The sequence below is a fragment of the Aeromonas sp. CD genome, assembly GCF_033349375.1.
GTDB lineage: Bacteria > Pseudomonadota > Gammaproteobacteria > Enterobacterales > Aeromonadaceae > Aeromonas > Aeromonas hydrophila.
Map to the genome: position 1 here is coordinate 3,423,760 of NZ_CP137631.1, position 13,238 is coordinate 3,436,997.

Consider the following 13,238-nt stretch of genomic DNA (forward strand, 5'->3'; position numbering starts at 1 on the left):
TGCCTGACCCCACTCTCAATGGAACACAGGCACCATGTCAAATCGCACGGGCATAATAGTCTCTCGGCAATGGCAGGGGTGTGACACACCTCTGTCCATTTCATGAGCCATGGGACTATACTGCCTGAGTCCCATGTATGGATGGTTTGAGGCTCGCTGATTTATGGATAACAAGCAGATAGAAGGCAACATCTTTGTTCCGGCCCATATCGACGATGTCTGGCGCGCCTGGACAACCGAGAGTGGCCTGCGCAGTTTTCTGGCGCCGGAGTGCCTGATGGTGCCCGAACCGAATGGTCCCTTCGAAATCTATTTCAGACCCGATGCCCCGCTGGGTGAACGTGGCAGCGAAGGTTGCCGGGTGATGGCCGTCATGCCCCACGACCTGCTCAGCTTCAGCTGGAATTTCCCGCCCTCCCTGCCCCACATTCGCCTGCAGAAGACCCAGGTCAGCCTGCGGTTCGTGCCGGAAGGCCAGGGCACCCGGCTCTACTTCCTGCAAACCGGCTGGGCCAACGACCCGGACTGGGATCAGGGCTACGCCTATTTTCGCGAAGAGTGGCTGGAAACCAGCCTGCCGCGCCTGCAATACCGCTTTACCCACGGCCCCATCGACTGGAACAACCCGCCGGACAAGCAGCAACTGAAATCCCTGGCTCAATAAGAGCCCATATAAAGAAACACCGCCAGCTGGCGGTGTTTCTTTTTTCATGGAGATCAGACTCGGCACACGCTGACTCACACCCCCAGCCGATCGCGCAGGGTGTACCAGGCGGCGCCGGCGGCGGTGAAGGGGATACGGAACAGGCGGCCACCCGGGAAGGGGTAGTGCGGCAGTTTGGCAAAGGCATCGAAGCGCTCAGCCTGACCGCTCAACACCTCGGAGAGCAGCTTGCCCGCCAGATGGGTACAGGTAACGCCATGGCCGCTGTAGCCCTGCATGTAGTAGATGTTGGAGCCGATACGGCCAAACTGTGGCAGACGCGACAGGGTGAGCAGGAAGTTGCCGGTCCAGGTGTACTCCACCTTGACGTCCGCCAGTTGCGGGAAGGTTTTCAGCATCTTGGGGATGATCAGCCGTTCGATGTCCGCCGGATCCCGCGCCCCATAGACCACGCCACCGCCATAGATCAGCCGGTGATCGCCGGAGGTACGGTAGTAGTCGAGCAGGTAGTTGCAATCTTCCAGGCAGTAGTTTTGCGGCAGCAGCGAGCGGGCCCGCTCCTCCCCCAGCACCTCGGTGGCGATCACCTGAGTGCCGCAGGGCATGCTCTTGCCGGCGAGCTCGGGCACCAGATTGCCAAGATAGGCGTTGCCGGCCACCACCACGAAACGCGCCTTTACCGCCCCCTTGGCGGTCTTGACCAGCGCAGGCGTGCCCGGGGTGATGCTGATAACGGCGGACTGCTCAAAGATCTTGCCCCCCTGCAAGTGGATGGCTTCCGCCTCCCCCAGCGCCAGGTTGAGGGGGTGGATGTGGCCACCGCTCTTGTCGAGCAGGGCCCCGACGTAGCGATCGCTCGCCACCACCTCGCGCACGCCGTCGGCATCGAGCAGCTCCAGCTTGTCGTTGCCCCACTTCTCCCAGCGCGCCTTCTGCGCCTTGAGCTCGTGCAGCTGCTTCTCGGTCTCGGCGGCGAACACCCCGCCCTCCTGGAGATCACACTGGATGTTGTAGCGCTTGATCCGCTCACGGATGATCTGGCCCCCCTCAAACAGCATGGAACCGAGCAGCCTGGCCTGATCCGGCGGGCAGTTCGCTTCTATGGTGTCGATGTCACGGCTGTAGGAGTTGACGATCTGGCCACCGTTGCGACCGCTGGCGCCAAAGCCCACCCGGGCCGCCTCCAGCACCACCACCGAATAACCCTTTTCCACCAGGTGCAGCGCGCTGGAGAGGCCGGTATAACCTGCCCCGATGACGCAGACATCGCACTCCAGCTGTTCGGTCAGCGTCGGATAGGGCGAGTGTTTGTTGGCACTGGCTGCGTAGTAACTGTTTACATGTTCGGTCATGATCCCTGTTTCCTTACCGGTTCTTTTCCCAAACGAGACGATGTCTCGGCACTAGAAGTTGGCCGGGGTGTGGGCGCTGACGATGCGGCACACCTGCCCCGACGGATTGCTGAAACTGTGGGGCTCGCCCGTGTCGATCACATAGCTGTCCCCGGCGCTGAGCGGATAGGCCTGGCCCGCCACCGTCAGGATCACAGATCCCTCCAGCACGGTGCCCACCTCCTCCCCCAGATGCGTGACCTGGCCGCCGGTGTCGGTACCGGGGGCGTAAGTCTCCAGCATGAAACCGAGCTGGCGGCGGTTGTTGCCGTTGTGCACCAGCTTCATGGAGACCCCCTGGCTGCCCAGCTCGATCAGCTGCTCGGCCTTGATCACCACGCTCGGCGTACCGCCCTCCTCTTCCGCGAAGAAGCGCGACAGCGGCAGCTCATAGACGCTGAGCAGTTTTTGCAAAGAGGCCACCGAGGGGCTCACCTTGTCCTGCTCTATCATGCAGATGGCGCCATGGGTCAGCCCGCTCAGCTCGGCGACCCGCCGCTGGGAGAGCCCGAGCCGACGGCGGGTGGCCGCCAGACGCTCGCCCATGCTCTGCGCCACGCCCTTGTCCGTCATGGGGTTGTCGGTCATGGACTGCCAGCGCGTCTCGCCCTGTGGTTGCTGCATTCGGCCACCTCCCTGTGTGCCTGTCAGGTGCCAGCTGGGCACCCGGTTAAAATAGCGAGTCAATCCCACCGACCTGTTTGTTATCCTGCACAGTGTATGCCGTTCATTATTTTGCACACCCTGCACCGCAAAAACCGGTAAAATCGCTCCAACAGCTCCATTTCTAGCACGCGAGACACAGTTTACTCAAATATATTTAACACTTGAAAAACATTTCAGCTCAATTTATGGTCTTCCTGTGCTTATTATTCTATACGGTGGCGGCACAGGATGAGCCGGCCCCCTGACCCACAATCGAGGCTTGCTATCTATGTCAGCATCACAACCCGCACTCTCCCTGATCAAATCCCTTGCCTATATAGATGGCCGCTGGTGTGAAGCCGGCGGCGGACGCCGGTTCGAGGTGCACAACCCGGCCACCGGTCAGGTCATTACCCAGGTGCCCGACATGGACGAGGGCGATACCCGCCGCGCCATCGCCGCCGCCCACGCGGCCCAGCCCGGCTGGGCGGCGCTCACCGCCAAGGAGCGCAGCAACCGGCTCTACGCCTGGTTCGAGCTCATCATGGCCAACCAGGAGGAGCTGGCCCGCATCATGACCTGCGAGCAGGGCAAGCCGCTGGCCGAGGCCAAGGGGGAAGTGGCCTATGGCGCCAGCTTCATCCAGTGGTTCGCGGAAGAGGGCAAACGCGCCTACGGCCGCACCATTCCGGGCTTCTCCAGCGATCGCCGGCTGGCCACCATCAAGCAGCCGGTCGGAGTGGTCGCCGCCATCACCCCCTGGAACTTCCCCATCGCCATGATCACCCGCAAGGCAGGCCCGGCGCTGGCCGCCGGTTGCACCATCGTCATCAAGCCGGCCGCCGAGACCCCGCTGTGCGCGCTGGCGCTGGCGGCACTGGCGGAGCAGGCAGGCATCCCGGCCGGAGTCATCAACATCGTCACTAGCCATCAGGCCGCGGCGGTGGGCAACGAGCTGTGCAACAACAAGACGGTGCGCAAGCTCTCTTTCACCGGCTCCACCCGCATCGGCAAGCTGTTGATGCGCCAGTGCGCCGACACCATGAAGAAGCTGTCGCTGGAGCTTGGCGGCAACGCCCCCTTCATCGTGTTTGACGACGCCGATCTCGACGCCGCCATCGCCGGGGCGCTCGCCTCCAAATACCGCAACGCCGGCCAGACCTGCGTCTGCGCCAACCGCATCCTGGTGCAGGCCGGCATCTACGACGCCTTCGCCGAGAAGCTCACCGCCGCGGTCAAGGCCTTCAAGGTGGACGACGGCATGAGCGAGGGCACCCAGATAGGCCCGCTCATCAACCCGGCCGCCGCCAGCAAGGTGGCCGAGCTGGTCAAACAGGCCACCGCCGCCGGCGCCGAGCTGTTGCTGGGGGGCGAAGCCCACCCCGCCGGCCCGCTCTTCTACCAGCCCACCATTCTGGGCAAGGTCGATAAAGCCAACCCCATCCTGCAGGAGGAGATCTTCGGCCCGGTGGCGCCCTTGGTGCGCTTTGACACCGAAGCCGAGGCCATCGCCCTGGCCAACGACACCCCCTATGGTCTGGCCGCCTACTTCTATGGCCGCGACATCGCCCGCGTCTGGCGGGTGGCCGAGCAGCTCGAATACGGCATGGTCGGCATCAACGAGGGGATCATCTCGACCGAATTGGCCCCCTTTGGCGGCATCAAGGAGTCGGGCCTGGGGCGTGAAGGGGCGGCCGAGGGGCTGGAGGAGTACCTCGAGACCAAATATCTCTGCTTTGGCGGCATCCGCTAGGCAGTCACATCTTGCGCCGGCAGCCGGGCCTGCAACAGGGGCCCGCCACCCGCCGGCGCAGCCATATCAGTTCACAAGGACGAAGTGAGTGCTCCCAAGGGGGCCTCGCCACATTGAGACAGGGGCCCGGCCCCTCAGGGAGGAAAGATGAGTCAGTCAGCATCAAACAAGGCGTGGCAAGCGCGCCGTGAAGCGGCCGTGGTCAACGGCGTCGGCACCCTGCTGCCGGTGTTTATCGAGCGGGCGCAAAATGCCGAGCTGTGGGATGTGGAGGGCAACCGCTACATCGATTTTGCTTCCGGCATCGCCGTGCTCAACACCGGCCACAACCACCCGAAAGTGGTGGCGGCGGTACGCGCGCAGCTGGAAAAATTCAGCCACACCTGTTTCCAGGTCACCCCCTACCCCGGCTATATCGAGCTGGCGGAAAAATTGAATGCCCTGGTGCCCGGCCCCACCCCGAAGCGCACCCTGTTTCTCTCCACCGGCGCCGAGGCGGTGGAGAACGCCATCAAGATCGCCCGCGCCCACACCGGCCGCAGCGGCACCATCGCCTTCAAGGGAGGCTTTCACGGCCGCACCATGATGGGGATGGCGCTCACCGGCAAGGTGGTGCCCTACAAGACCGGCTTCGGCCCCTTCCCGGGAGAGGTCTATCACCTGCCCTTCCCGAGCGACTATCTGGGGGTGAGCGAGGCCGATGCGCTGGCCGCGCTGGATCTCTGCTTCAGTTCGGATATCGAGCCGACCCGGGTGGCCGCCATCATCATCGAGCCGGTGCAGGGTGAAGGGGGCTTCTACCCCGCCTCCGCCAGCTTCATGCAGCGCCTGCGCCAGCTGTGCGATCAGCACGGCATCCTGCTCATCTGCGACGAGATCCAGAGCGGTTTCTGTCGCACCGGCAAGACCTTCGCCACCGAATATGCCGGCATCGAGCCGGACATCATGACCCTGGCCAAGAGCCTGGCCGGCGGCTTCCCGCTCTCCGCCGTGGTGGGCAAGGCGGAGGTGATGAACGCCGCCAAGCCGGGTGGCCTGGGCGGCACCTATGCCGGCTCCCCCATCGCCTGCGCCGCCGCCCTGGCGGTGCTGGAGGTGATCGAGGAGGAGCAGCTCAACCAACGGGCCAACGCTCAGGGCGAGCAGATCAAGGCCCGCCTGCAGCAGTTGGCGGAGCGCTTTGACTGCATCGGCGACATCCGCGGCCCCGGCGCCATGGTGGCCATGGAGCTGGTCAAACAGCGCGATGCGGCCAGCCCGGATGCCGACCTCACCAAGCGGCTGGTGGCCGAGGCGGGCAAGCGTGGGCTGGTGCTGCTGGCCTGCGGTGTGCGTGCCAACGTCATCCGCTTCCTGGCGCCGCTGACGGCCTCGCCGGCCCTCGTCGACGAGGGGCTGGATCTGCTCGAGCAGGCCCTGCTGGCAGCCCAGGGCTGATCAGAACCGCAACATCCGCTCATCAGTGCAAAAAAATGCGTTTTTGCCCCCTTGATATGCTTGTCAAGGGGGCAACACGAATGCACAATGCGCCGCCGCAACAAAGGACCGACCACTTGCTGAGTCAGGTTCTTTTTTTGCGGCAAACAAATCCACAACGAGGCCGGAACCGACCGGAAATGATAGCGAGATGGGTTGCCATCTCACGACACCCGCTTCTCTAGTGAGGAACACCATGGGGTATTTCACTGCTTTCCTGCCGGCCCACGCCGGTCTGCGCCGCGTCTCTGGCGCCCCCTATGCCCAGGTTGATACCGTCAGCCTGATCCCTTCGGCCCGGATTGAGGGGAAAGCACAATGAATGCCCAACCCGTCGGCCTGAAAAAAAGCCTCAAACTGTGGCACGTGGTCATCATGGGGCTGGCTTACCTGACCCCCATGGCCGTGTTCGACACCTTCGGCATCGTCACCGAGATCACCGAAGGCCATGTGCCCACCGCCTACCTGTTCGCCCTCATCGGCATGCTGTTCACCGCCATGAGCTACGGCCACCTGGTACGCAAGTTTCCCTCGGCAGGCTCCGCCTATACCTATGCCCAGAAGGTGTTTCACCCTTACGTGGGTTTCATGGTGGGCTGGGTCTCCCTGCTCGACTACATGTTCATGCCGATGATCAACATGTTGCTGGCCAAGATCTACATGGAGGCCCTGTTCCCGAGCGTGGAACCCTGGACCTACATCCTCGGTCTGGCCACCGTCATGACCCTGCTCAACCTGCGCGGCATCAAGCTGGTGGCCAACTTCAACAGCCTGATCGTCATCATGCAGTTCAGCATCATCGCCGTCTTCATCGGCCTCATCGCCTGGGGTGTCTACCATGGCGAAGGGCTCGGCACGGTGGCGAGCAGCCGTCCTTTCTTCTCCGAGCACATGAATGTGGCCCCTCTGCTGACCGGCGCCTCCATTCTCTGCCTGTCGTTCCTCGGTTTTGACGCCATCACTACCCTGAGCGAAGAGACCCCGGACGCCTCCCGGGTGATCCCCCGCGCCATCGTGCTGACGGCGCTGATCGGCGGCGTGCTGTTCATCTCCGTCTCCTACTTCCTGCAGCTGTTCTTCCCGGACATCTCCCGCTTCCAGCAACCGGATGCGGTGCTGCCGGAGATCGCCCTCTATGTAGGCGGCAAGCTGTTCCAGGCAGTGGTGCTGGTCTGCACCACGGTGGCGGTGCTGGCCTCCGGGCTCGCCTCCCACGCCGGCGTGTCGCGCCTGCTCTACGTGATGGGACGGGATCGCGCCCTGCCGAGCCGCTTCTTCGCCTACGTTCACCCGACCTGGCAGACCCCGGCCCTGAACGTACTGCTGGTGGGGGTGCTGGCCCTCTCGGCGGTGTCGTTCGACCTGGAGATGGCGCTGGCGCTGATCAACTTCGGCGCCCTGGTGGCCTTCACCTTCGTCAACCTGGCGGTGATCGCCCACTTCTACGTCAAGCTCGGTCACAACAAGACGCTGCGGGATCATCTGGTGTTCCTGCTGCTGCCCCTGTGCGGGGCCGCCTGCATCGGCGTGCTCTGGCTCAACCTGGAGCCGGCCTCCTTCGAACTGGGGCTGATTTGGGCCGCACTCGGCGCCCTCTATCTGCTGCTGCGCCTCACCGTGTTCCGGGTCCAGTTGCGCCGGCCCGAAACCGACGCCTCTTAAGCCTTCTTTGCGTTCACAGCGCCCGCCCTCTGCGGGCGCTTTTTTTTACCCCTGTCAGCCCTGCGCAACAGCCATTTTCACGCGTGACCTGCGTCGCTGCAGCCCCCGTCAACACTGGCTGCCAGCCCGGTGGCGCAGCCCGACCTGACCCAGGTCAACAAAATCCCCCGACGAGGGCTTTTTTGCTTGTGTCCTCCCCCCCCTGAGGGCACAATACGCCGCCCCTGAGAGCCGATGTTTTTTGCAGCATCGGTTCTTCGTTTTTTAGGGGAAAACCACATTCACCAAGAGGCCGGACTTTGTACCGGAATTGATATCGAGATTGCCAGGCAATCTCCCGACGTTGTGAGGAAAAACATGGGGCATTTCACTGCTTTCCTGCCGGTGCCCGCCGGCGTACGCCACCCGTCTGTGCCGCAGACCGGCGTCCCCTGTGTCCAGCGACGCGCTGCGTCCCTGATCCCGTCCCCCTTCGCCGACCTGGCGATCGCAGAGGAGAAAGCGTGATGGCCGGTGCCAAGCTGCTCAAGACGCTCACCCTCTTCCAGGTAGTGGTGATGGGTCTGGCTTACCTCACACCCATGGCGGTATTCGATACCTTTGCCATCGTCGGTGACATTACCGAAGGCCGCGTCGCCACCGCCTATCTGCTGGCGCTCGGTGGCATCCTGCTGACCGCCTTCAGCTACGGCCATCTGGTGCGCCGCTTCCCCTCCGCTGGCTCGGCTTATACCTATGCCCAGAAGGTGTTCAACCCCTACATCGGCTTCATGGTCGGCTGGTCCTCCCTGCTCGACTACATGTTCATGCCGATGATCAACATCCTGCTGGCCAAGATCTACCTGACCGCCATGTTCCCCGGCGTCGAGCCCTGGATCTTCATCTTCGGTCTGGTGACCGTGATGACCTTCCTCAACCTGCGCGGCATCAACCTGGTGGCCAACTTCAACGGCGTCATCGTCTTCATCCAGCTCGCCATCATCACCGTCTTCCTCGGTCTGATGGGCTGGGGCATCTATCACGGTGAAGGGGCAGCGACCCTGTTGAGCAGCCGGCCGTTCCACTTCGAGTCGGCCGGCATGGTGCCGCTGTTTACCGGTGCCACCATCCTCTGCTTCTCGTTCCTGGGTTTTGACGGCTTGAGCTCGCTCTCCGAAGAGACCCCCAACGCAGACAAGGTGATCCCGCGCGCCATCGTGCTGACCGCGCTGATCGGCGGCATCATCTTCGTGGCCGTCTCCTACTTCCTGCAGCTCTACTTCCCGGATCTGGCCCGCTTCAAGGAGCCGGACGCCGTGCTGCCGGAGATCGCTCTCTACGTCGGCGGCACCCTGTTCCAGAGCGTGGTGCTGGTGTGCACCACGGTGGCCGTGCTGGCCTCCGGCATGGCTGCCCACGCCGGCGTGTCGCGCATTCTCTACGTGATGGGGCGTGACCGGATGATCCCGGAGCGGGTGTTCGGCTACATCCACCCGAAATTCCGCACCCCGGCCATCAACGTGCTGATGGTGGGCGCCCTGGCGCTCTCCGCGGTGTCGTTCGATCTGGACATGGCGCTGGCGCTGGTGAACTTCGGTGCCCTGGTGGCCTTCACCTTCGTCAACCTGTCGGTCATCGGCCAGTTCTGGGTGCGCGAGAAGCGCAACAAGAGCCTCAAGGAGCACCTGCTGTTCCTGGTACTGCCGCTGCTGGGCGCCGCCACCATAGGCGCACTCTGGATCAACCTGGAGCAGAGCTCGCTGGAGCTGGGCCTGATCTGGGCCGGTCTTGGCGTCACCTACCTGTTCCTGCGCCTCGCGGTGTTCCGCATCCCCTTCCGTCAGTACGAAGAAGCGGCCGACACCCAGTAAGGGCGACGAGCAGAAGCACAAATGCAGAAGGGGAGCCATGGCTCCCCTTCTTGCTGTGCACGCCGCGCTCGCGGCCCCACCCAAAGCAGGCAGGCTGATCAGCCCTGATTGATCACCGCGGTGGCGGCCGCCTTGAGCGGATCCTTGGCCACCGCCTTCACATCCTGCTGGGTCTGCTTGAGCTGCTGACCGGCCTGATTGACCTTCTGCTGGGTCCCCTGCAGCTGGCTCTTGCCCTCTTTGAGGCCGGCAGTTTTCTGGTCCAGCACGTCCGTGGTGTTCTTCTTCACCTCGGCCTTGGCCTTCTCTTTCTGCTGGCGCACCAGCTTGTCGGTATCGCAGTTGCCCTTGACCCCTAGGGTCGCGTTGAGCGCCTCGTTCTTCACCGCCTTGTCGAGGTTGCACTCGGATTTGAACACGCTCGCCTGCGCACCGGCAGACAGCAGACCCAGGGACAGACACAGCACCCATGCACGCATAACAACATCACTCTCGTTGAGGGAAGGAAAGGGGGCAGCATAGCGCCCTGACTCCCGGCTGCAAGTCGCGCGGGGGATCTGCGGCCAAACCGGCCGGGATCCCGGCCTGCTCCGACACCTCCTGTCCAATGGGCCCCACCTTTCATGTCATCAAAGCATCACAAAAGTGTCACTTTGTCATATTTCTGTCATGGAGCCTTGGTCTAATGCGCCCGTCCATTTTCACGCAGACTGTCCCAAGAGGCTTCATGCACAGCACACCATCTTTCGCACAACAGCAGACCCGTCGTACCGGCCCACTGTTCAACTGGCTCGCTGTCATCACTCTGATCTACCTGATCCTGGTTGCCGTCGGCGCCGTCTCCCACGGCTTCAAGGGCTTCTCCGGTGGTGCCGAGGGCGCGGCCCAGATCTTCGCCTTCGCCAGCAACCCCTTCGTCGCCCTGCTGCTCGGCATTCTGGCGACCGCCCTGGTGCAATCCTCCAGCACGGTGACCTCGGTCATCGTCGGCCTGGTGGCCGGCGGCCTGCCCATCGGCATGGCCATCCCCATGGTGATGGGCGCCAACCTTGGCACCACCATCACCAACACCATCGTCTCCCTCGGCCATATCCGGGATCGGGGCGAGTTTCGCCGCGCCTTTGCCGCCGCCACCGTGCACGACTTCTTCAACCTGCTGGCGGTGTTTATCTTCCTGCCGCTGGAACTGATGTTCGGCCTGCTGCAAAAGAGCGCCGAGGCGCTGGCCGACCTGCTGGCGGGCTCCGCCGACATGTCGATGCAGGGCATGGACTTCATGAAGCCGCTGCTCTCCCCGGCCCTCACCTTCATCGACGGCCTGGTGGCCTTCCTGCCGGGCAAAGGGCCCGCCATCGCCACCATCTGCATCGGCATCCTGCTGATCCTCGGCTGTGTCACCTGGCTCGGCAAGGTGCTGCAGAAAGTGCTGGTAGGCCGTGCCAGGGATCTGCTGCACCGGGCGCTGGGCCGCGGCCCGCTGACCGGCATCGCCTCCGGCACCCTGGTCACCGTGATGGTGCAGTCCTCTTCCACCACCACCAGCCTGATGATCCCGCTGGCCGGCGGCGGCGTGTTCAGCACCCGTCAGCTCTACCCCTTCACCCTGGGCGCCAACATCGGCACCACCATCACCGCCCTGCTGGCCGCCACCGCCATCAGCGGCGCCGGTGCCAAGCTGGCGCTGACCATCGCCCTGGTGCACGTGCTGTTCAACCTGTTCGCCGTGGTGCTCATCTACGGGGTGCCCTTCCTGCGCGAGCTGCCGGTCAAGGCGGCCGAGGGGCTGGCCCGGGTCGGCAGCGAGAACAAGCTGCTGGCGCTCGGTTATGTGGCGGGCCTCTTCTTCGCCCTGCCCGCCCTGATGATGGTGGCCGCCAAGTAACGACGGGGGCCGGGGGATGCGCTGCGTCCCTCGGCCCCGGCTCTGCCTCTGGCTTTGCCCGTCCAGTCACATCTTGCCGCCCGCCGGCTCGCCCTCGCTCCCCGGCTGGGATAAGATGCCGCTCTCACTGCCCTCTCGGCATTTCACGACATAGGGATACCCGATGAAATTCGTTTTGATCGCGCTGCTGGTTGCCGGCGTCGCCTACTACTTCTACTCGAGCAGCAACAACAAGAAGCAGGCCGTGGAAAACGTGCGCAAGGGCGCCGAGTTCCTCGCCGCCAACAAGGAAAAACCCCTGGTGACCACCACCGCCTCCGGCCTGCAGTATGAAGTGCTGACCCCGGGCAGCGGCACCGTTCACCCCACCGCCACCAGCAAGGTGAAGGTGCACTACGAGGGCAAGCTGCTGGACGGCACCGTGTTCGACAGCTCGGTCGCCCGCGGCGAGCCCATCGAGTTCGGCCTCAACCAGGTGATCGCCGGCTGGACCGAAGGGGTGCAGCTGATGGTGGAAGGGGAGAAGACCCGCTTCTACATCCCCGCCAACCTCGCCTACGGCGATCGCGCCGCCGGCAAAATTCCGCCGGGATCCGTGCTGATCTTCGACGTGGAACTGCTGGGTATTCAATAAAAACCGGCCAAATCCCACCCAGCGCCCGTGCTGATCTTCGACGTGGAACTGCTGGGTATTCAGTAAAAACCGGCCAGATCCCACCCAGCGCCCGTGCTGACCTGCGAGGTGGCGCTGTTAGGGATTAAGTCCGCATCAAGATGAACTGATGGCTGTGGGGCAAGACGCTCTCAGCCTTTCTCAGGGCCGGCCACTGCGCCGGCCTTGTCATGAGTAAAATCGCCCACCCTCCTCCCCATCACTATCAACCAATAGTGAACAGTGCTTATTCATATAGCTGGATTGTTAACTTCATTATCGGGGCAGATAATGACCATATCGTCAGTGGCATGTCGCCCTGGCCCACAGTTTTCGGTGCGCCGCGCACCGGCATAACGCATATGGAGTCTGTCATGTCTATCGCCCCCGTCTGGTTCATCTCCCATGGCGCCCCGGATCTGGTTCTGCGCGACCAGCCGGCGACCCATTTCCTCAAAAATCTGCGCCTTGGCGATCTCAAGGGGCTGGTGGTCATCTCGGCCCACTGGTTTACCCGCAGCGAGCTGCAGATCAACGTCGAGCCCAACCCGGCCTTGATGTACGACTTCTACGGCTTCCCCGAGCCGCTCTACCACATCCGCTGGCCGGCCAGCAGCCCGCTCTGGCTGCAGGAGGCGGTGAGCGATCAGCTGCTGCTGGCGTGCCTGCCCGCCGAGCCGGTGCGCCGCGAGCTGGATCACGGGGTCTGGTCGCCGCTCTCGCTGATGGATCCCGCCAGCAGCGTCCCGCTGGTGCAGCTCTCCATCCCGGCCAGCTTCACCCCGCGCCAGCTGTGGCAACTGGGGGAGGCGCTGCAGCAGCTGCGCGCCCAGGGGATCGGCATCCTGGCCTCCGGTGCCATCACCCACAATCTGCGGGCACTGGGGCCGGAAAACTCGCCGGTGCCGGGCTGGGCCCGCAGCTTCGTTAACTGGCTGGAGCTGACCATGAGCGAAGGCGACCGGGTGGCGCTGGAAGATTACCGGGCACGGGCGCCGGGGGCGGTGGAATCCCATCCCCACGACGATCACCTGCGCCCGCTGTTCGTGGCACTCGGCGCCGCCGGCCAGGACAAGCCGGTCAAGCTGCACGACAGCTGGGATGGCGGCAGCCTCTACATGGGCTCCTACCGCTTCGGTTGAGCCCTGGCAGTGCCAGACAACGCAAGATGGCGGGTCACTTCCCGCCATTTTTTATGGCGTCGGCACTGACAAACTGCTGAATAAAGGTTCATTGTCCGCCGCTCTTCGGTAGAATCGCCGC

The 13,238-nt window shown here is 63.6% G+C and carries 13 protein-coding genes; 10 read left to right on the forward strand and 3 right to left on the reverse strand.

The genetic code is table 11. From position 1 onward, the window contains the following. Positions 1 to 163: 163 nt before the first annotated feature. Complete coding sequence (locus R2E40_RS15825; protein WP_011706794.1) at positions 164 to 664, forward strand: SRPBCC family protein; 501 nt, start codon at positions 164 to 166, stop codon at positions 662 to 664. Between the two features lie 74 nt (positions 665 to 738). Here the strand turns inward: R2E40_RS15825 and R2E40_RS15830 are convergent, their stop codons facing one another. Next, positions 739 to 2,016 (reverse strand): FAD-binding oxidoreductase, encoded by a 1,278-nt coding sequence (locus R2E40_RS15830; protein ID WP_318163860.1) that lies wholly within the window; start codon positions 2,014 to 2,016, stop codon positions 739 to 741. A gap of 51 nt (positions 2,017 to 2,067) precedes the next feature. Continuing rightward, positions 2,068 to 2,679 carry an HTH-type transcriptional regulator PuuR gene (gene puuR, locus R2E40_RS15835; protein WP_011706798.1) on the reverse strand — a complete coding sequence of 204 codons (612 nt, stop codon included), beginning with the start codon at positions 2,677 to 2,679 and terminating at the stop codon, positions 2,068 to 2,070. Positions 2,680 to 2,989: 310 nt separating this feature from the next. On the opposite strand from puuR, the gene R2E40_RS15840 reads away from it, so the two are divergent. The 6 genes from R2E40_RS15840 to R2E40_RS15865 all read left to right on the forward strand — a co-directional run bounded on the left by R2E40_RS15840 (position 2,990) and on the right by R2E40_RS15865 (position 9,441). Further along, positions 2,990 to 4,453: an NAD-dependent succinate-semialdehyde dehydrogenase gene (locus R2E40_RS15840; RefSeq protein ID WP_318163861.1), complete on the forward strand. Its 1,464-nt coding sequence runs from the start codon at positions 2,990 to 2,992 to the stop codon at positions 4,451 to 4,453. Positions 4,454 to 4,600: 147 nt separating this feature from the next. After that, complete coding sequence (gene gabT / locus R2E40_RS15845; protein ID WP_318163862.1) at positions 4,601 to 5,890, forward strand: 4-aminobutyrate--2-oxoglutarate transaminase; 1,290 nt, start codon at positions 4,601 to 4,603, stop codon at positions 5,888 to 5,890. Positions 5,891 to 6,125: 235 nt separating this feature from the next. After that, positions 6,126 to 6,251, forward strand: coding sequence for a hypothetical protein (locus tag R2E40_RS15850; RefSeq protein ID WP_254902341.1), 126 nt, complete (start codon positions 6,126 to 6,128; stop codon positions 6,249 to 6,251). After that, positions 6,248 to 7,591, forward strand: coding sequence for an APC family permease (locus R2E40_RS15855; protein ID WP_011706801.1), 1,344 nt, complete (start codon positions 6,248 to 6,250; stop codon positions 7,589 to 7,591). The genes R2E40_RS15850 and R2E40_RS15855 overlap by 4 nt, the downstream gene beginning before the upstream one ends. Positions 7,592 to 7,948: 357 nt before the next feature. After that, positions 7,949 to 8,098 carry a hypothetical protein gene (locus R2E40_RS15860; RefSeq protein WP_162837661.1) on the forward strand — a complete coding sequence of 50 codons (150 nt, stop codon included), beginning with the start codon at positions 7,949 to 7,951 and terminating at the stop codon, positions 8,096 to 8,098. Further along, the gene (locus tag R2E40_RS15865) at positions 8,098 to 9,441 is read left to right on the forward strand and encodes an APC family permease (protein WP_318163863.1); all 1,344 of its coding nucleotides are present in this window, start codon (positions 8,098 to 8,100) and stop codon (positions 9,439 to 9,441) included. The genes R2E40_RS15860 and R2E40_RS15865 overlap by 1 nt, the downstream gene beginning before the upstream one ends. 98 nt (positions 9,442 to 9,539) lie before the next feature. Here R2E40_RS15865 and R2E40_RS15870 read toward each other — a convergent pair whose 3' ends face one another. After that, entirely contained in the window at positions 9,540 to 9,920 is a 381-nt protein-coding gene (locus tag R2E40_RS15870; protein WP_016351481.1) for a hypothetical protein, read from the reverse strand. Positions 9,921 to 10,168: 248 nt separating this feature from the next. Here R2E40_RS15870 and R2E40_RS15875 point away from each other — a divergent pair, with 248 nt between their 5' ends. The 3 genes from R2E40_RS15875 (at position 10,169) to R2E40_RS15885 (ending at position 13,117) form a co-directional block, all read left to right on the forward strand. Further along, positions 10,169 to 11,323, forward strand: a complete 1,155-nt coding sequence (locus R2E40_RS15875) for a Na/Pi cotransporter family protein (RefSeq protein ID WP_201885657.1) — start codon at positions 10,169 to 10,171, stop codon at positions 11,321 to 11,323. 163 nt (positions 11,324 to 11,486) lie between these two features. Beyond that, on the forward strand, positions 11,487 to 11,957 hold the full coding sequence (locus tag R2E40_RS15880) for an FKBP-type peptidyl-prolyl cis-trans isomerase (protein WP_042065740.1): 471 nt from the start codon (positions 11,487 to 11,489) through the stop codon (positions 11,955 to 11,957). A 392-nt stretch (positions 11,958 to 12,349) separates the two neighbouring features. Next, the gene (locus R2E40_RS15885; protein ID WP_318163864.1) at positions 12,350 to 13,117 is read left to right on the forward strand and encodes a class III extradiol ring-cleavage dioxygenase; all 768 of its coding nucleotides are present in this window, start codon (positions 12,350 to 12,352) and stop codon (positions 13,115 to 13,117) included. Positions 13,118 to 13,238: the final 121 nt, after the last annotated feature.